Origin of the sequence: Shimia sp. FJ5 (genome assembly GCF_032918335.1) — a bacterium.
GTDB lineage: Bacteria > Pseudomonadota > Alphaproteobacteria > Rhodobacterales > Rhodobacteraceae > Shimia > Shimia aestuarii_A.
Genome location: NZ_JAWJUV010000001.1, coordinates 626,642 through 646,004, shown reverse-complemented (window position 1 = coordinate 646,004; position 19,363 = coordinate 626,642). Strand labels below are relative to the sequence as shown.

Annotated in this window: 17 protein-coding genes; 1 reads left to right on the top strand and 16 read right to left on the bottom strand. The window is 59.1% G+C overall.

What is annotated here, in order from left to right; all coding sequences use genetic code 11:
* Positions 1-2: 2 nt before the first annotated feature.
* The 14 genes from recN to ftsW form a co-directional block, all read right to left on the bottom strand.
* Entirely contained in the window at positions 3-1,649 is a 1,647-nt protein-coding gene (gene recN, locus R1W01_RS03315) for a DNA repair protein RecN (RefSeq protein WP_297756329.1), read from the bottom strand.
* Positions 1,650-1,679: 30 nt separating this feature from the next.
* Complete coding sequence (locus R1W01_RS03310) at positions 1,680-2,534, bottom strand: outer membrane protein assembly factor BamD (protein WP_243612284.1); 855 nt, start codon at positions 2,532-2,534, stop codon at positions 1,680-1,682.
* Between the two features lie 111 nt (positions 2,535-2,645).
* Complete coding sequence (gene lpxC / locus R1W01_RS03305; protein WP_243612283.1) at positions 2,646-3,566, bottom strand: UDP-3-O-acyl-N-acetylglucosamine deacetylase; 921 nt, start codon at positions 3,564-3,566, stop codon at positions 2,646-2,648.
* 207 nt (positions 3,567-3,773) lie between these two features.
* A complete protein-coding gene (gene ftsZ, locus R1W01_RS03300) occupies positions 3,774-5,423 on the bottom strand; it encodes a cell division protein FtsZ (protein ID WP_297756330.1) in 1,650 nt (549 codons plus the stop codon).
* Positions 5,424-5,629: 206 nt separating this feature from the next.
* On the bottom strand, positions 5,630-6,964 hold the full coding sequence (ftsA, locus tag R1W01_RS03295) for a cell division protein FtsA (protein WP_243612281.1): 1,335 nt from the start codon (positions 6,962-6,964) through the stop codon (positions 5,630-5,632).
* Positions 6,961-7,836, bottom strand: a complete 876-nt coding sequence (locus tag R1W01_RS03290; RefSeq protein ID WP_297756331.1) for a cell division protein FtsQ/DivIB — start codon at positions 7,834-7,836, stop codon at positions 6,961-6,963. Before R1W01_RS03290 ends, ftsA begins: the two co-directional genes overlap by 4 nt.
* Positions 7,824-8,738 (bottom strand): D-alanine--D-alanine ligase, encoded by a 915-nt coding sequence (locus R1W01_RS03285; RefSeq protein ID WP_297756332.1) that lies wholly within the window; start codon positions 8,736-8,738, stop codon positions 7,824-7,826. The genes R1W01_RS03290 and R1W01_RS03285 overlap by 13 nt, the downstream gene beginning before the upstream one ends.
* Positions 8,739-8,821: 83 nt before the next feature.
* The gene (murB, locus tag R1W01_RS03280) at positions 8,822-9,748 is read right to left on the bottom strand and encodes a UDP-N-acetylmuramate dehydrogenase (protein WP_297756333.1); all 927 of its coding nucleotides are present in this window, start codon (positions 9,746-9,748) and stop codon (positions 8,822-8,824) included.
* 73 nt (positions 9,749-9,821) lie between these two features.
* Entirely contained in the window at positions 9,822-10,076 is a 255-nt protein-coding gene (locus R1W01_RS03275) for a DUF2484 family protein (protein ID WP_297756334.1), read from the bottom strand.
* The gene (locus tag R1W01_RS03270) at positions 10,073-10,327 is read right to left on the bottom strand and encodes a DUF2484 family protein (RefSeq protein ID WP_297756335.1); all 255 of its coding nucleotides are present in this window, start codon (positions 10,325-10,327) and stop codon (positions 10,073-10,075) included. The genes R1W01_RS03275 and R1W01_RS03270 overlap by 4 nt, the downstream gene beginning before the upstream one ends.
* On the bottom strand, positions 10,324-11,511 hold the full coding sequence (locus R1W01_RS03265) for an APC family permease (RefSeq protein WP_297756336.1): 1,188 nt from the start codon (positions 11,509-11,511) through the stop codon (positions 10,324-10,326). The genes R1W01_RS03270 and R1W01_RS03265 overlap by 4 nt, the downstream gene beginning before the upstream one ends.
* 95 nt (positions 11,512-11,606) lie before the next feature.
* A complete protein-coding gene (gene murC, locus R1W01_RS03260) occupies positions 11,607-13,001 on the bottom strand; it encodes a UDP-N-acetylmuramate--L-alanine ligase (RefSeq protein ID WP_297756337.1) in 1,395 nt (464 codons plus the stop codon).
* Positions 13,002-13,006: 5 nt separating this feature from the next.
* Positions 13,007-14,101 (bottom strand): UDP-N-acetylglucosamine--N-acetylmuramyl-(pentapeptide) pyrophosphoryl-undecaprenol N-acetylglucosamine transferase, encoded by a 1,095-nt coding sequence (locus tag R1W01_RS03255; protein ID WP_297756374.1) that lies wholly within the window; start codon positions 14,099-14,101, stop codon positions 13,007-13,009.
* Positions 14,101-15,267, bottom strand: a complete 1,167-nt coding sequence (gene ftsW / locus R1W01_RS03250; protein ID WP_243612273.1) for a putative lipid II flippase FtsW — start codon at positions 15,265-15,267, stop codon at positions 14,101-14,103. The genes R1W01_RS03255 and ftsW overlap by 1 nt, the downstream gene beginning before the upstream one ends.
* A 143-nt stretch (positions 15,268-15,410) precedes the next feature.
* Between ftsW and R1W01_RS03245 the strand changes: the two genes are divergently transcribed.
* Complete coding sequence (locus R1W01_RS03245; protein WP_297756338.1) at positions 15,411-16,592, top strand: NAD(P)/FAD-dependent oxidoreductase; 1,182 nt, start codon at positions 15,411-15,413, stop codon at positions 16,590-16,592.
* Here R1W01_RS03245 and murD read toward each other — a convergent pair.
* Together murD and R1W01_RS03235 are read right to left on the bottom strand one after the other, a co-directional pair.
* Positions 16,589-17,989: a UDP-N-acetylmuramoyl-L-alanine--D-glutamate ligase gene (murD, locus tag R1W01_RS03240; protein ID WP_297756339.1), complete on the bottom strand. Its 1,401-nt coding sequence runs from the start codon at positions 17,987-17,989 to the stop codon at positions 16,589-16,591. The two genes, R1W01_RS03245 and murD, sit on opposite strands and share 4 nt — an antisense overlap.
* A gap of 422 nt (positions 17,990-18,411) precedes the next feature.
* Complete coding sequence (locus R1W01_RS03235) at positions 18,412-19,005, bottom strand: hypothetical protein (RefSeq protein ID WP_297756340.1); 594 nt, start codon at positions 19,003-19,005, stop codon at positions 18,412-18,414.
* Positions 19,006-19,363: the final 358 nt, after the last annotated feature.

The window sequence follows — 19,363 nt, the reverse complement described above, 5'->3', positions numbered from 1 at the left end:
TGCTACACCAACAACGCCCGCGCTGCGGCGCGCGCTTCATCAGTGATCGTGTCACCGGCCAACATCCGCGCCACCTCATCGACCCGAGCATCCCCCTTGAGAGGCACCACGGTGGACATGGTTTGATCCGCGACTACCTGCTTCTCGACGCGCCAATGGTGTGCTCCGAGGGCCGCCACCTGCGGGGAATGGGTCACCACGAGGATTTGTCCACCTTCGGCAAGCGCGGAAAGCCGACGACCCACGGCATCCGCCGTCGCCCCACCGACGCCACGGTCGATTTCGTCAAAGATCATCGTCAGCCCGGCATCATCGCGGCTCAGACAGACCTTGAGTGCGAGGAGAAAACGGCTCAGTTCACCACCCGACGCGATCTTGCCGATCGGTCCTGCAGGCGCACCGGGGTTCGTGGCAACGGTAAAGGCCACTGCTTCCTTGCCGTCTGGGCCGGGGGTGGCCTCGCTGAAATCGGTTTGAAAGACTGCACGCTCCATCTTGAGCGGAGCAAGCTCTGTCATGACTGCCGTATCAAGCCGGTCTGCTGCACCGCGACGCGCGGCTCCAAGCGCATCCGCCGCATTGTCGTAGCGCCGCTCTGCGTCCGTCACCGCTTTGGAGAGGCTCTCTAACCGCTCCGCCCCGGCGTCCACGGCGTCGAGCCGCGTGCGCAGGTCTTCTGCAAGAGCACCAAGCTCGTCCGGCACCACATTGTGCTTGCGCGCCAAAGCTCGGATGGCAAAGAGGCGCTCTTCTGTCTCTTCCAGTTCGTGGGGATTGAATGTGAGCACATCAAGACAGCGCTCCACCTCTTCAACCGCCTCCCCAAGTTCTGTTAGGGTCCGTTCGATTGCCGCCAGGGGGGCATCAAGATGCCCTTCTGCCCCGCCTTGGGCGCCTTCGAGCCAGCGGAGCGCGTCTCCGATCGCCCCTTCGGCGCCGTCGCCGCCAAGGGCAGCATGTGCACGGGTGACGTCTTCACGCAAGCGCTCAGCACCCTGCATCATGCGCCGGCGCGAGTCGAGATCTGCCTCTTCTCCCGGTTGCGGATCGAGATCCCCCAACTCGGCCACGGCATGGCGGAGGAAATCTTCTTCGGCCTTGGCCTCGTCTATCTCGACCTGAGCTGCTGACAACGCTTTGCGCGCTTTACTTAGTGTGGCCCAAGCCTCACGCGTGGCGCGTTTCTCGGCATCAACACCGGCAAACGCATCGAGGAGTTCCCGGTGACCGCGCGGGTTCAGAAGGCCGCGATCATCATGTTGACCATGCAGTTCAACCAACGTCTCAGATAAGCGGCGCAACACCTCGCCAGAACAGCGCCGATCGTTGACCCAAGCTGTCTTGCGCCCATCGCGACTGTTCACGCGCCGCAAGATCAGGGTTTCGTTGATCGGAAGACCCGCCTCTTCAAGCACTCCATGTGCGGGATGATCCGGCGCAAGCTCGAACTCGGCGGTCACTTCTCCCTGTTCTGCTCCCTGCCGGACCAGCTCGGCACGTCCCCGCCAGCCCAGAACGAAACCGAGCGAGTCGAGCAGAATCGATTTGCCCGCACCAGTTTCACCAGTCAGAACGTTCAGGCCCGGTTGGAACAGAAGTTCCAACCGGTCGATGATGAGCATATCCCGAATATCAAGTGCGCGAAGCATGATGGTGGATCTTTCCTGGCCCTAAGTGGCTCAGAGCCAATCCCCTTTGACTGTCTGACGATAGACACGACGCAGCCAGCTATCCCCTGCCGCCTCAAGCTCGAGCCCGCGACCCGTCAGCAGCTTGTAGCTATCATCATACCATTGGGTCGACCGGTAGTTGTAGCCAAGGATCGCACCCGCGGTTTGGGCTTCATTTGTCAGGCCGAGTGAGAGATACGCTTCGACGAGTCGATGCAACGCTTCGGGCGTATGTGTCGTTGTCTGGAAATCTTCCACCACGACACGGAAGCGCGAGATCGCCGCAGCAAAGTGTTCACGGCGCAAGTAGTACCGTCCGACTTCCATTTCCTTCGAGGCGAGATGGTCAAAGGCAAGGTCAAACTTCAATTTGCCAGACCGCGCATATTCACTATCGGGATAGGTCTCGATCAGCTTGCGTAGCTCTTGAAGGGCTTCGAGGGTCAGCTTCTGGTCGCGTCCAACTTCGTCGATCTGATCATAGTAGGTCAGCGCAAGAAGATACTGCGCATAGGCCGCGTCATCATCCGCCGGGTAGAAGGCGATGAAACGCTCGGCTGCCGCGCGGCTGTTCTCGTAGTCCTTGGCTTTGTGGAAAGAGAATGCCTGCATGATCAACGCACGTTTTGCCCACTCCGAATAAGGATAGAGGCGTTCTACTTCAGAGAAATAGAACGCGGCCTCTTCCGCTTCGTTGTCGTTCAGCTCGTACTCACCGCGTTCGAAAATCTGCTCAGCAGTAAAATTCTCGATCGGGATCTTGCCATCACGCACTTTCTCCGAGGTGCTAGAACTGCAACCTGCAAGAATGGCGATAGCGAGGATCGCACCGATCACACCAAAACGCGGCCCGACACCTGTCATGCTGCACAACCTCTTGTTCGGTTTCGGCAGGATATTCCCACCCTTTCCCCAAGCTGTTAGCACAGAAAATTCCAGTGCAAAACGCATTTGGCGTTTTTTAACGGTTCAGGATCAGGCGACTGCCGGAAATTCTTCGAGATGGACACCGGCACCGGGCAGGCGAGCGGCGGTTTTCGCATCGACTTCGCGGACCCGAAACGCGCCAGGCGTGGCGAAAAGCTCGCGAAGAAGCGCGTTGGTCAAGGCGTGACCTGCCCGAATCCCAGTGTAGCGGCCAAGGATCGGCGCACCAGCCAATGCCAGATCCCCAAGGGCGTCGAGCATCTTGTGGCGTACGGCCTCATCCTCATGACGCAACCCGCCGGGGCTCAGAACGGCATCCCCGTCCACAACGACGGCGTTTTCAAGCGTGCCGCCAAGCGCAAGACCATTGGCATGCATCGTGTCCACATCCGCCTTGCGACAGAAAGTTCGGCTATCACAGAGTTCACGCACAAAACTCCCATTCGCAAGCACGAGGGATTTCTGTTGCACACCGATGGCCGCGTCATCGAACGCAATGTGGAAGTCGATCTGCATTTCATCTGCCGGAACAAGCGTCGCGGTCGCATCGCCGCGCGTTACGCTCACCGGAGCCAGCACTTCAATCACGCGTACATTCGCGGACTGCTTCATGATGCCTATCTTGAGAATTGCATGCACGAAATCGGCCGCGCTTCCGTCCAGGATCGGCACTTCCGGCCCATCGATCTCGATCAGGGCGTTGTTTACCCCCGTGCCAGCCAGCGCCGCCATCACGTGTTCGATCGTCGAGACCGAAACACCAGCCTCATTCCGAATACGCGTACAAAGCGGTGTTTGCTCGGCCACATCCCAACGCGCGGCGATCAATGCATCCCCCAAAGCAATATCGGTCCGACGGAACCAGATTCCGTAGTCGGCCGAGGCAGGATGAATCGTCATCCGCACCGTTTCCCCGGAATGGAGTCCCTTCCCGGTAAAACGAATGGGTGATTTGACCGTTTTCTGCACGTTGTTCTCCGAATGGCGCGCCACCCCCCAATGGTGACGCCCCACTGAAGTAGAGCTTTGGCCTCAAAGGCTCAATTCAAAGATTGTAACCGACTGAAACAACTTTGTAACAGATCGGCAGAACGTCGCTTAAGCACGCGTAAGCCTATGCTTTAAAAGGAAAAGGCCGCTCCATGAGCGGCCTCATCGTCACGCTTTTTCTGCGCGTTAGTTCGCCTGTCGGCGCAAGAAAGCCGGAATTTCGATCCGTTCCTGATCTTCATCAGCTTCCGGCTGAACCGCGTGCATCGTCGGCTGGGCATGCCCTGCGTGATGCACAGGACGCTCTGTCTCCTGTCCGTGGCCTGTCATGCGGCCGATCAGGGAGTTCAGGCCGAAACCACCTTTGCGAGGCTCTTCGGCACGCGGTGCAGGAGCGGTTTGCGGCTGCTCTGCGGCTTCCATCGGGCGACGCCCGGGTGCCTTGTCCGCAGCCGCACGCAGGCGCTGCAGAACTTCCGGCGACGGTGACCCAAGAGGCGGAGCTTTCGGCGCGACATACTGTGCGACATCGTCTTCCTCGTAGGCGGCTTGGGCCTGCGGGGCGAACTGTTGCTGCGGACGCGCTTGATATGCCGGTGGCGGCAGATCATCGGCAGCTGGTTCTTCGTAGGACGCGGACTCTTCGAAAATGTCTTCCATCTGCTCTTGAGCCGCGGCACGCTCAGCGTCGAAACTGCTAAAGAAAGTCGGCTCGGTGTCTGCGGAAGCCACCGCCACTTCCGGCTCGGCAATCGGGTCTTGCGCAACTTCCGGCTCAGGCTGCACAGCGTGATGCGCGGCGTCCTCAAGGACATGCGGGTTCAGTGGTTGGGCCAGCGGGCGGCGCACCGGGATATCCGAATGCACTTCCGAAGCATCAATTCCAGTTGCCACAACCGACACCCGCATCGCACCTTCGAGCGTGTCATCCAAGGTAGAGCCAACGATGATGTTCGCGTCCGGGTCCACTTCTTCGCGAATGCGGTTTGCGGCTTCATCCAGTTCGAACAGCGTCAGGTCATGTCCGCCAGTGATGTTGATCAGCACACCGCGCGCGCCACGCAGGGAAATCTCGTCAAGAAGCGGGTTGGCAATCGCTTTTTCAGCGGCTTGGATCGCGCGATCCTCGCCATCGGCTTCGCCGGTGCCCATCATCGCCTTGCCCATCTCGTCCATCACGGCGCGCACGTCGGCAAAGTCGAGGTTGATCAGACCGGGGCGCACCATCAGGTCGGTAACGCCTTTGACACCCTGATACAGAACATCGTCGGCCATCGAGAAGGCCTCGGTGAACGTGGTCTTCTCCGTGGCGAGGCGGAAGAGGTTTTGGTTCGGAATAATGATCAGCGTGTCCACGACCTTCTGGAGAGCCTCGACGCCCTCTTCGGCCTGGCGCATCCGCTTCGCGCCTTCGAACTGAAACGGCTTGGTAACAACACCAACGGTCAGGACACCAAGTTCCCGTGCCGCCTGTGCGATGATCGGCGCGGCGCCGGTGCCCGTGCCACCGCCCATACCGGCCGTGATGAAGCACATATGTGCGCCTGCGAGTTGGTCAACGATCTGTTCGATGCTTTCTTCGGCGGCAGCCGCACCAACAGTTGCACGTGCCCCGGCCCCGAGGCCCTCGGTCACTTTCACGCCGAGCTGAATTCGGCTTTTCGATTGGCTTTGCTGGAGTGCCTGCGCATCCGTATTCGCCACAACAAAATCCACGCCCTCGAGCGCCTTTTCGATCATGTTGTTCACTGCGTTGCCGCCGGCACCGCCGACACCGAAAACCGAGATACGCGGCTTGAGGTCACCCTGGTCGGGCATAGTCAGATTCAGAGTCATGGTTTTCCGCCTGTTCTATGGTCCGCATTTGCTGCGGTTTTTTACCTACTCAACACCATTATTACCCAAGACGGGAGGAATCGTCACGAGAAAAAGCGCATTTTGACCCAAAACATGGGCGCATTTTCATCACGATTCCCGATATTTCGCGTTTTTCGGCAGATATAGACGCACGACACCGGCAAGATTCCGCGCGTCAGAAGTGCCTACCAATTCTCTTTGAACCAGCGCACCGCCCTCTTGATGCTTCGCACAGGATAGCGTTCGACTGGCAGATCGAAATCCCACCACTCATCTTGAGGGTGTGTCGCAAAGAGGCACATGCCGACCGCACTCGCAAAGCTCGGCCCCGTTGCCGCCTGCGGCAAACCATGCACCCGGAGCGGCCGCCCGAGGCGTACCTGCTGGCCGAGGATCTTGGAGGCCAGACCGTCAAGCCCGGGTATCTGGCTCCCGCCGCCTGTCAGCACAATTTTCTGGCTCGGAAGATACTCAAAACCAGCGGCATCAAGAAGTGTGCGCACTTCCTCGAGGATTTCCTCTACGCGCGGCCGCATGATCCCGATCAGTTCTGCGCGGCTCACGCGGCGGCGATCATGCTCCCAATCGCCAGTATCGCTCTCGAGCTCGATCATCTCACGGTCATCCATACCCGTCGCATAGACACCGCCATAGAAGGTCTTGATCCGCTCTGCCATCGCGGTCGGCACCTGCAATCCCATCGAAATATCCGAGGTGACGTGCTCGCCGCCCATGCGCACGGCATCCGCATAGATCATATGTTTTTTCATGAAGATCGAAACACCGGTGGTGCCACCGCCGAGATCAACGCATGCCGCGCCGAGTTCTTGCTCGTCTTCCACAAGCGCCGAGAGCGCAGAGACATAAGACGAAGAGGCAATGCCCGCCAGTTCGAGATCACACCGCTTGACGCAATGCGCAAGGTTCTGCACCGCAATGGCATCCACGGTGAGCATATGCATATCGGTGGCAAGCTCTTGGCCCATCTGCCCGCGCGGATCGGAAAGCCCCGTCCGATGATCCAGTGCAAAATTGACGGGCTGAGCGTGCAGCACCTCACGCCCGTCGCCATAGTCGGGCATATCGCAAGACGCCAAGACGCGTGCAACGTCTTGTTCATTGACCACGTGGCCCTCAAGCCCGATCCGACCGGCAAGACCATACGAACGTGGGGACGCCCCCGAGAAGCAGGCAATCACGTGGTCGACGCGAATCTTCGCCATTTTCTGCGCGGCCTGAACAACGGTGCGAATGGCGCGCTCTGTCTCTTGCATGGCTGAGACCTCACCAAAACGCACGCCACGTGACCGCGTGGTTGCCGCCCCGATGACACGGAAGCCGCTCTGGCCCGCCATTGAGCCGATCCCCTCGACTTCGGCCAAACGCTCGGTGCCGTCAAAGCGCAGCACGAGACAGGCAATCTTGGAACTCCCCACATCCAGAATGGCCACGACACCTCTCTGCATGGCGGCCTTTCGCATGTTGCGCATCGCGCGCTGGGATTCATATAGCTCCATCATTCTTCTGTGTTCCCAACTTCAAGGCGCCGCAAGCGCCACCAATCTTCAACTGATCTTTCGGCAATTCGTAGCGTTGGCCGTTCAGGCAAACGCATATCCACAATGGTCAGATCGCGCGCCAGCAGGTCTTGTGCCTGGCTAAGCGCGATGACTCGCTCAAGCGCCTGAACCGCCCCTTCTTCTGGCAAGAGGATGCGCTGACCATCCTTGAGGACCATGTCCCAACGTCGCTCGCCGACGCGCACAAGCCCGCGCAACTGGGATCGCAGAGGCTCGGCAGCCACAAAAAGTGACCGCGCTTCCACGACGTGTAGCTCCGCCCCAGCCCCTGCCATGAGCGGTAGGTTCGCATGCTCTGATCTTGACCGGGCTGGCGCGACGACAAATCCTTCTTGGTCCACGAGGAAAAGCCCGTCCCGCGATCGCCAGACCATGACCGGGTCGCGCTCAGTGATGGTGATCTGCATGATCCCACCGGGACGGATACGGACAGTCGCAGAAGCCACAGCCGGTAGACCTGCGACCTGCTCTTGAATGTGGTCGAGATCGAGATCGAATGAGCTTATCGGAAAATCAATTGGCATGATTTCCCGGATATCCTCGGCAATACCTACCGAGGCGCCGTCGATCGCCATCACGTTAACCATGAACTCGGGGCGCGTTTCGATGCTGACACGCGCCTCATGTACCCAGCCAGACAACTGATCGCGCCGCATCTCGTCAGAAAGCCAGATCGCGGCCATGCCAAAGACGACCAAGAATGGCAAAATGACGCGCAAGAAGAGCCGGAAGAACGGCGTCAGCATCAACCGCTCAAAACGATAGGCCCAGCGTGAAGGGGCTGGATCGCTCTTGAGGCCTACCTGTTGCACGACGCGTCCTCCACCATCCAAGCGCAGAACTCCGAGAAAGAAATTCCGAGTTGCCCGGCTTGCTCAGGAGCGAGTGACGTGGGCGTCATGCCTGGCTGCGTATTGGTTTCAAGAAGGATCAGCCCCTCAAGGCCGCGTGCTTCGTCCCAACGGAAATCGGTTCGACTGACCCCGCGACACCCCAAGGCGTCGTGGGCGCGTAGCGCGTAGTCTAGGCAGGCATCGAAGATCTCTTGTGGCACATCCGCCGGCACCACGTGATGCGAACCACCTTCCTTGTACTTGGCGTCGTAATCATACCAGCCATCAGTCAGGATATCGGTCACAGTCAATGCGCGATCACCCATGACCGTTGTCGTAAGCTCGCGCCCCGGCGCGAAGGTTTCAACCATGACAAACTCAGGCATCTCTTCGGAAAGGTGGGGCGGACTGTTTGCCGCTTCGTTCACAAGGTAGACACCAACGGAAGACCCCTCGTTGTTGGGCTTCACAACATAGGGTGGCGCCATGACATGGCGTTTGCTGACTTCGCTTTTCGGACAGATGATGCTCTCAACGACTGGCAATCCGCACGCCCGATACACATCCTTTGACCGCTGTTTATCCATCGCGAGCGCCGAAGCCAGGACACCGGAATGGGTATAGGGAATGCCCATCCACTCAAGCATCCCTTGCACACAACCATCTTCGCCCCAGCGTCCATGCAAGGCGTTGAAAGCCACATCAGGTTTGAGATCAGCCAAGCGCGCAGATAGATCGGGGCCCGCATCGACCTCGACAACATCATACCCTGCTTCCCGCAGCGCGGCAGCGCATTCGCGCCCGGATGTCAGCGAGACTTCGCGCTCAGCCGAAGGCCCACCCATCAATACCGCCACTTTGGGGTTTGCCCTGCTCGACATACCCGTTCGTGCCCCAATGTCCCGGACCGTTTTCGGTCCCTTTTTTTAACTGCTGTCCGGTCTGATTAGCCTGCGACCGGAAGTCATTCAGCCGCTGGTTCTCCAACGCGCTTGATTTCCCATACTAGCTCTATTCCGCTGTTTTGGAAAACCCTTTTTCTGACTTCTTCGCCGAGATTCTCGAGGTCCGCGGCGGTGGCGTCCCCGGTGTTGAGCATAAAATTCGAGTGTTTCTCACTCATCTGCGCACCGCCAATGCGTGCACCGCGCATGCCTGCGTCGTCTATGAGTTTCCATGCCTTCAAGTCATGCACATCATCGTCTTTGCCTGTCGAGGAAAATCCAGCCGGGTTCCGAAAAGTGCTTCCGGCGGTGCGATCTTTGGTCGGCTGTGTTGCATCACGCTTGGCGAGTTGGTCATCCATGCGCTGCGCAAGGTCTTCTGGATCGCCCGCCGGGGCCTCAAACGTCGCCTCGGTCAAGACCCAGCCTTCGGGAAGGTCGGTCTGGCGATACTGGAAGTTGAGATCATCCGCAGTCAAGGTCACGATCTCGCCGGACCGCGTCACGGCTTTGGCCTCGACGAAGACATCTGCCACATAGGTGCCATAGCATCCGGCATTCATCCGCACCGCACCACCGATCGCGCCGGGGATGGTGCGTAGGAATGTCAGGTCAAGACCAGCCTGACCGGCCTTGCGCGCGACATGTGCATCCAGCATAGCAACGCCTGCGGTCACGCGGTTCCCATCGATCTCGACCATATTGAAACCGCGCCCCAAACGGATCACAACAGCGCGCAGACCTCCATCGCGCACGATCAGGTTCGAACCGACCCCCATCGGGAATACGGCCACGTCCTCGGGCAGGTCGCGCAAGAAAGCCGCAAGGTCTTCTACATCAGCGGGCTGAAAGAACCAATCCGCGGGTCCGCCAACGCGTAGCCAAGTCAGGTCCGCAAGGGGACGGTTCTCTGTCAGTTTGCCGCGAGGTGTGGGAATATGCGTCATGCGAGCCTCTCTAGTTTCGCGCCCTCCTTTTGGGCAATCCCCTCTTGGGAAGCAAGCCATAGGACTGGAAAAGTCACGCCTTGCGCCCAACCCTTCGGCGTAGCCAGCGCCAACCATAGATGACCGGCCAGCGCATCACCCAGCCCGCGAGAACAAGGAGCCCGACCGCGTACCAAGTCCCCTCCTGCCACCAAACAAATGCAAGGATCGGCGCACCAACTGCCATCATCATATAGGCGAAACGCCAATGATGATCCCGGCTCGGGAACATGCCTCTGACGTTCACGGCAACCAACCATGCAAGTGCGAGTATAAGGGATAGGCTCATCTGGGGATCTCCGGCTTTTCGCCGCGCAGACGCTTCCAAAGATACCGGAGCGGGTTTCGGAACATTGAAACAAACGCAAACAGCGCGGCAAACCCGAACCAGACCCCATGCTCCCAGAAGATCACGCTGATCAGGAGGGGTGCCGCAAGCAAGAGCACAACGCCGGGCGCGTATTGCCTCCGCATCGGTAGCATCGCAACGAGTGCAGCCGCCAGCACCCAAAAGCACCCAAGGATCATTGAAAGGCTCATAGCGCCCCCTGAATATTGAAAAGCAACGCTCCAGCGGACAGGCATAGCCCGATCACGGGCACAAACATGGGCACTCTGAATGGTGCCTCGGGTTCGCGCCGCTTCTCGAAGATCAATGCGAGGTTCACGAGGACAAAGACCGCAAGCAGTATGGAAGACGTCATCTCGGCCAATAGCCCGACATCGAGTGCGATTGCGCCAAGCACGACAAGGGATCCGACGAGGCATGTCGCCAAGACGGGTGTGCCGGTGCGAGGCCATACATGATGAAATAGTGCAAACACCTTCTCGCGTTTGCCAAGGCCAAAAAGCACGCGGCTCGCCATGACGATCTGGGCAAGGACACCATTCAGCGCTGCAAACACCGCTATGGTTGAAAGAAACTTGGCGTCACCGCCTTGTGCCGCTTGCCAGACCAAAGCCAGGGGACGCTCGCTCGCCCCTAACGCCTCAAGAGGCACCGCGCGCACCGCGGCGACCGATACAAGAGCATAGATCACCGTCGTGAGAACCAGCGCCGCAAGGATTGCACGCGGCATGGTACGCTCGGGCTGGGCCACTTCTTCGGCCATGTTGACGATATCCTCAAAGCCGATAAACGCGAAGAAAGCCAGAACTGCAGCCGCCGCGACCCCGGAGAAAACGATGGGCGGCGCAGCTCCCCAATCCCCGCTCGCGGGCGCGTCCCAGCCAGCCCATATGACGAGGCCGAGCCCGCATAGCTCGACCACGGTAAAGATTGCAGCAAGTGAAAGGCTCTCCATGACACCGAAGACCGCAACAGCCGCCAACCCCAGACCAAGCGCAACCATGGTCCAATTGGCCTCAAGATCGACCACAAGCATAAGATAGCCCGTTCCGCCCCGAAGCACTGCCGCCGCCGAGATCGTCCCAGCCGCAACGATGGCAAGGCCCACCACGACCGCCAGTAGCCGGCTTTGTAGCCCCTGACGAATATAGGCTGCCTCGCCCGCAGCTTCGGGAATACGTGCAGAAAACTCGGAGTAGGAAAGTGCAGTCGGGGCCGCGATCAAGCCCGCGAGAAGAAAGGAGAGCGGCGCCCAAATGCCTGCTTCCGCCGCCACCGCACCGACCAGGACATAGATCCCGGCACCAACCATGACGCCCACACCGTAGGCCGTCAGAAGCCCGAAGCCGATGCGTCGCTTGAGATGCTCTGCCATGACCTGCTCCTGTCCGGCGGTTTTCTCTCGCCGCCAGTCTTTGCCCAAGCCACGCAAGTTGCAAGCCCCAACCTAAGGGTGTGGCGCTGCCTGGCTTATCCCAATCGTTTGGCGAGGTTGTTTGCCCAGGCACTGATCGTACCAGCCCCAAGACAGACCACGATATCGCCTGATTTCGCCTCAGCGCGCACAAGGGCTTCGAGGTCGTCCTCGCTGTCAATTGCGATCGCGTGGCGATGGCCATGCGCCACGAGCCCGGCAACGAGATCATCGCGGCTCGCACCCTCGATAGGCTGTTCCCCCGCGGCGAAGACTTCGGCAATTCCGACGACATCGGCCTCATTGAAACAGGCACAGAAATCCTCAAAGAGCGAATGCAACCGTGTGAAACGATGTGGTTGATGGACAGCTATGACACGGCCCTCGCAGGCCTGGCGCGCCGCCTTAAGGACCGCTGCAATCTCGACCGGATGGTGACCATAGTCGTCAATGATCGGGATGCCCTTCCACTCACCGACCCGCGTGAAGCGCCGGTTTACGCCGCCAAACTTGGCGAGCGCTTCTCGGATTTCATCCTTCGACATACCAAGATGAAGCGCCACGGCAACGGCGGAAAGAGCATTCGAGACGTTGTGATCACCCGGCATTGGAAGGGTGCAGTTCTCAATGACCTCGCCCTCCTGCTGTAACCTGATATCGAAATGCGCGATACCGGTCTTGAAGTGGAGGTTTACGGCACGAACATCTGCTTGGGCGTTGAAACCGAAGGTCACAACACGGCGGTCGGTGATCTTGCCAACCAAGGTCTGCACATCGGGATCATCGGTACAGCAGACTGCGAGTCCATAGAAGGGGATGTTCGACACAAAATCGAGGAACCCTTTGTGCAGGTTTTCTTCAGTGCCCCAATGCTCCATATGCTCGGGGTCAATGTTCGTCACGATGGCAATCGTCGCCGGCAAGCGATTGAAGGTGCCGTCGCTTTCGTCGGCCTCGACCACCATCCATTCGCCTTCGCCAACCCGCGCGTTGGAGCCGTAAGCATGGATGATACCGCCGTTGATAACAGTGGGGTCAATCTTGCCATGATCGAGCAGTGCCGCCACCATGGTCGTCGTTGTCGTCTTGCCGTGGGTCCCCGCGACCGCGATGTTTGACTTGAGCCGCATCAACTCGGCCAGCATTTCCGCGCGCCGCACGACCGGTAGGCCGCGCTTGCGCGCTTCGTCGAGTTCTGGATTGCCCGGCTTGATCGCGGAAGAGATCACGACGACCTCTGCCCCCTCCAGGTTCTCCGCTTTTTGTCCGACAAAGACCTTGGCGCCCATGTCTGCAAGGCGCTCCGTGATCTTACTCGACTTCAGGTCAGAGCCCTGCACGACATAGCCATGGTTCAACAGAACCTCGGCAATCCCCGACATACCGATTCCGCCGATGCCGACAAAATGGATTGGGCCTACATCTCCGGGGAGCTTCGTCGCTGCATTCATGGTCTTCACTCTTCTTTACTGGCCAGCATCTCAACGAGCGCGACAAGGCTTCGTGTCGCTTCAGGCTTGCCCACAGAAAGCGCAGCCATTGCCATCTGGTTCGCACCCGACGGATTGCCGAGGATCAGAGCGATCTGCTCTGCGAGGGAGGCAACGTTGAGTTTGCTTTCGGGAATTCGGATTGCTCCGCCAACTTCGACCAACCCTTTCGCGTTCGCGGTCTGGTGATCCCCAGTGGCCGCAGCAAAGGGAATGAGGATAGACGGTCGCCCAATCACGCTGATATCGGCAACGGAGGATGCGCCGGATCTCGAAATGACAAGCTGCGCTTCACTCATTCGCGCGGGAACATCGTGAAAGAAGGGTTGCACATCCGCGGCGATCCCGTGCTCGGCATAGAACGCTGCGACGCGTTCGCCATCTTCATCACGGGCCTGATGGCTCACACGGATATTGCGCAGGAGTTCTGACGGAAGGGAGGCGATTGCGCTCGGCACCGTGTCGGACAGGATGCGCGCGCCCTGCGAGCCGCCGATCACCAAGATCGACATCGGGTAGTCGCCCGGTGCGATATAGCCAGACCCAGCGCGCTCGAGCACAGCCGCACGCACCGGATTGCCAACATGTACCCCTTCGACCCCTTCAGGTAGATCGGTCGGCCAAGTGCCGCACGCCACCGCATCCACACGGGATGCGAAGAGATGATTTACGCGGCCCAGCACACCATTTTGCTCATGGATCATGCGCGGGAGCTTCAACACCCACGCTGCGCCCATGGCCGGGATCGTCGGATAGCCGCCAAAACCCACAACAACTTCGGGGCGGTCGCGACGTAGTTTCACCACGGCAGAAAGCACCCCTCCGAGAATCCGAAATGGTACCGCAAGCTTGGCCAGCTTGCCGCCACGCGCAAAGGTCGCTGACGACACTTGCTCAATTTCCGTGGAGTGAGGGAACCCGCCAGTGTAGCGCGCACCGCGCGCATCAGTCGTCAGTTTGACCCGCCACCCCTTGCGCAGCATCACTTCGGCCAACGCTTGAGCGGGGAACATATGCCCGCCTGTGCCGCCTGCCGCGATGACAAGCAATGGTTTATTCATCATCTCACATGTCCCCGCAGGATGTCTCCGATCTCGCCCTGAGGCCGGCTGCGGGTAAACGCCAAAAGCATGCCGACTGCAATCCCCCCTGCAACGAGAGAGGAGCCTCCATAGCTTACGAACGGCAAAGTCATGCCTTTCGCGGGCAGAAGACGAACCGCGACGCCCATGTTGATGATCGCTTGCACGCCGAACATGGCCGCGAGTCCAGTGCCTGCGATACGGGTAAACGGATCACGCTCTCGCATCAGGCGCAGGAACGAGCGGAGCACGATGCTCGCATAAAGCGCGATGATCACGAGGACGAGGACCAACCCATATTCCTCTGCTGCTACCGCGATAATGAAATCTGTATGCGCATCCGGCAGGGACCATTTGACCTGCCCCTCTCCGACACCGACACCATAAAGCCCGCCTTCGCGGATGGCGTTGGTCGCATAGCCAAGCTGTGTTGTTGGATCGACGGAACGGTCAAGGAACCCATCAATGCGCCGCGCAAAATGTTCAGAGTTGGCATAGGCGAAACGGGCAACTGGATAAATTGCAACGATAATTGCAGCAATGAGCACCATCGACGCACCAGAGACGAAATACATCACGCCCCATGCAAAAAGGATCAGGCTCGCCTGACCGAAGTCCGGCTGCAACGCAAGGATCACCACCAGAGAGAGCATCAGGAAGAAAGACCAAATACGCCCGGGCGGACCATTGATCTCTTCATTGGCCGCCATGAGCCACGCTGCCACAACAACAAAAGCGGGCTTGAGGAACTCGGAGGGTTGTACGCTCGCAAAGCCCAAGGAATACCACCGCATCGCGCCTTTGCCGAAATCCGTGCCAAAGAGCGGTAGACCGAGAAGCGCGATCACGGTGACGATGAATCCGATCACGGCGAGGCGTCGCACCACGCGAGGGCTCATCATCGAAGTGACCAGCATAGCGATCAGCGACAATCCGCCAAAGATCACCTGTTTCTCGACATAGTGGAAGGCTGCAAAGCCGTTCTTCTCGGCCAATGGCGGCGAAGCAGCAAGCCCGAGAAGAACGCCGATCCCAAAAAGGATCAGAATTGCCGCCAGCGACCACTTGTCGAGCGTGCGCCACCATTTAGGGAGAACAGGCTCGCCTCCCTGTGCCGGGAGCGTGCCATACACCATCTCTGTCATCGGATACCCGCCGAATACTGCCTCGAATACGCCCGGTTTTCCGGGTCTGTGTGCAAAGCATATCACGCCTGTCTGTCCTTGCAAAGCGCGCCTCGTGCTGCAAGCCCCTTGACCCGCCTCAAAGGATCGGGCACCCGCCATTTATGCAGTTTGAGACGATCATCCTTGGCGCCGGGGCTGCCGGCATGATGTGCGCGGCCCACGCCGGGGCGGGCACGCTCGTTATTGACCACGCCAAGGCCCCAGGCGAGAAGATCAGGATCTCAGGCGGCGGCCGTTGTAATTTCACCAACCTTTACGCGGGGCCGGAGAACTTCATCTCCAAGAACCCGCATTTCTGCAAATCCGCGCTGAGCCGCTATACCCAGTGGGATTTCATCGAACTCGTCGACCGCTACGGCATCGCTTGGCATGAGAAGACCCTGGGGCAGCTTTTCTGCGACGAGACCGCCAAAGACATCGTAGCGATGCTGGTGAGCGAGCTTGAGGCGGCGGGCGCGGCTCTGCAACTCGAGACGACAATTCTTGGCGTGTCGCACGACAGGACCACGTTTCGGGTCGAGACGGAACACGCCGGGACGCGTAGAACGCTCACAGCGAAGAACCTCGTTCTGGCGACCGGTGGCAAGTCGATCCCGAAGATGGGTGCCACCGGTCTGGCCTATGATATTGCAGAGCAATTCGGTCTGCCGCTCTTGCCGACACGTGCGGGGCTCGTACCGTTCACCTTCCCGGATGGTCGGTTCAAACCACTCTCTGGCACCGCGCTGCCTGTGCGCGCCTCGGCAGATGGTCCAGCCTTTGAAGAAGCGCTTCTCCTGACCCATAGGGGGCTTTCGGGCCCATCCATGTTGCAGATCAGTTCCTACTGGCAAGAAGGTCAGCCGATCCAAATCGACCTCCTCCCCGGCACGGATGTACTCGGGCAGCTGAAGGCGCGTCGGCAGAGTGACGGACGGCGGCAACTGCGGACGGTTCTTGGCTATCTCCTACCCGCGAAACTAGCTGACTACCTTTCCGTGGAATGGGCGCTGAAAGGGAACATGGCCGACCAATCCGACAAGGCTCTCGAGGCATTGGCGGAACGGTTGACCGAGTGGGACCTACGCCCGGCAGGCACCGAGGGCTACCGCACTGCGGAAGTGACGCTGGGCGGGGTCGATACGGAGGCGCTCTCCTCCAAAACGATGGAGGCCAAGACCGTGCCCGGCCTCTATGTCATTGGTGAAGCGGTGGACGTCACCGGTTGGCTTGGCGGGTTCAATTTTCAATGGGCTTGGTCGTCGGGCTGGGCTGCGGGAACCGCAATCCGGAACAAAGTCTAGCCACCCAAACTATTGACAAGACATATGAAATCATCGCCTCGCTTCTCGAAGCTATCGTACTGATCGAAACTCGCCGCCGCCGGTGCGAGCAGCACTGTATCGCCTGCTTCTGCGTCTTCTGATGCGCGGGCCACGGCGACGTCCATCGTCGTGCATATCTCTGCGTCCACTCCTTTGAGCTGCATCGCGAAAGCCGCCGCCTCGCGGCCGATCACATAGGCTTTGACGACCTCCCCAGCGTGTTCCGCGAGATCTGCAAGCCCGCCTTCTTTCTCAAGCCCGCCACAGATCCAGCGGATTTTCTTGAACGCGCCCAGCGCCATCTTGGCGGCGTCGACGTTGGTTGCCTTGCTATCGTTCACGTAGGTCACGCCGCCAATCTCGGCAACGACCTGCGAACGGTGTGGCAAACCACCGAACGAGGCAAATCCAGCTTCGATGACACGCGGCGCAAGGCCGAGTGATCGACACACCGCATAGGCCGCTGCGGCATTCTGATGATTGTGCGCGCCGGGCAACCCCTTGATGGCGCGCAAATCAATGGATCCCGTCTGACGGCCTTTGCGATACTCTGATAGAAAACCTTTCTTAACAAATACCTGCCACCCCGGCCCAGACAGCTTTCGCTCAACAGAAATCGGGATCACGCGGTCGTCGCCCAGCCCCATGGAAAGCTGGTTGGCAAGGAACTGCCCCTCGGCCTCGTCCACTCCGATAACGGCGCGGTCCGGCCCACCCTCAGCAAAGAGCCGACGCTTGGCCGCAAAGTAGCCCCCCATTCCGCCATGACGATCAAGGTGATCCGGCGAAAGGTTTGTAAAAACAGCGATATCCGGCGTCAAAGCGCGCGCCAATTCGGTTTGATAACTCGACAATTCAAGCACCACGATATCGCCGTTCTCGGCGGGATCGAGGTCTAGGGCGCCTCGGCCTATGTTGCCGGCGAGTTGGGTGCGGTGGCCGGCGGTGTCGAGAACGTGGTGGATCAGGGCGGAGGTTGTGGATTTACCATTTGAGCCCGTGACCGCAACGACGCGGGGACTTGTGTCGAAATGATCCCAATCACGGGTTGCGAAGGATTGGAAGAACAGGCTGATATCGTTGTCGACGGGCACACCTGCGGCCCAGGCGGCGGCGATGACGGGGTTCGGCGCGGGGTAGAGATGGGGGATGCCGGGGGAGACGATCAGCGCGGCGACATCCTCGAAAGCGCCTTGTTTTGCAAGGTCTTGGCAGGCAAACCCCTCCGCTTCGGCGCGGGCGCGGGCCTCCGGGTTGTCGTCCCAGCAGAGCGGCTCGGCACCGCCTTCGACGAGCGCGCGCGCGGTGGCGAGGCCGGAGCGGCCAAGGCCCAGAACCGCGACCTGTTTGCCCTCGTATCCTTTGACTGGAATCATCGTTTTCACCCCGAAATTACGCGTGCCGCGACAATGCCCGCCCCCGCCGAGCGACGCAAGAGAGGCCCCCTTTCGGGACGAGGTTAACGCGAAAAAATCCTGTCGGTATCACGTCGGTATTACGTCGGTATCGCGTATGTGCGGGTTTTCGGTGGTCGTTTTGGCGTTAACCCCGGCGTGCGGTGGTTAAGCGGGCGCGCGGTGGGTTTGCGAGACGTGCCGCACCAGCGCAATTCCATGCGTTCGCCTGCGATTGGTTAAGGAGGAGGACGGTCGCAATCTGCCCCTCCAGCCCCAAAAGCCTACATGACCAACAGGGAATTCGATCCCATCGTGCGGCGGAAAGGGGGATTTTTTGCGTCTTAGATGATTCAAGACGCTCTGCAATCGCCATGCAGTAGTATTGAGAGCCAACAGAATGATCAGGCTGGTCTAAAGTCAATCCCGGTAAGCCCTGCATCAAGCCAAGCTTGCTTGAACTCTTCATTTACAAGAACCTGCCCCTGAGCATCTGGGTTATACATTCCCGAATAATGTGGCCGGAATGCTGTCAGGCCTTTCACCTTGTCTTTATGAAAAGCGTAGCGCTTCACGGTCTTTCCATTCGGAGATTTTTCAGACCGGGCAATATCAACGCTGTTATCGACCCAAGGCACCCACCACAGAAAGAACTTCTCATCCGCATTCATCACATCAAGTGGCAAAACGTGACCTTCCCGTTCAAGAAGCGGACGCATAAGATTGACAGAATTCCCCGATATAATCGGGCCGACCATATTGTGAAAAATTCGGTCTGCCTTGACGAGCTGCCGGCCACTCGCCTCAAAGTGTAAGCAAATCGGCTGAGGTAACCATTGCCGCCCAGCCCTCCAGCTCTCAAGATACGCCCCAATACGCCTTTGCTCGGTGAAATCCTCTTTCCCAGTCTCCGGATCAAACCTCTGTTCAGGCGTTTCACCTAAAGTGGCGACCCACCCACTGGTTCTGCTTGGGTACTTCAAGCCATAGTAGGCCATTGAAACGACCAATTGATTTCACCTCTCTCTAACCGCAGCTATTCTCAGAACAACAGCAGGCCGCTGACTTGGTGAAGCATTGCGCAATTCGATATTCACGTAGTCATAGTACCCTTGTGAGTGAACAAGGTCACCTCAATGCAGAGCCTTGTTATTCGGGCTAGGCGTCGCTCTTGTGCCTGGTAAAGGAACCGCATTCGTTGGGCTATTCAAGTCAAGGCCCGATCCTATCCTTCAAAAAGTCCGACGAACGCGCAGTTCACCATGTTGCCAACCTTGAACTGTGTATCTTGCACTCATGCTGACGATGGGGACACCAGCGGCGGCCAGCCTATTCAATGCAGCCAGAGCCCGTGGT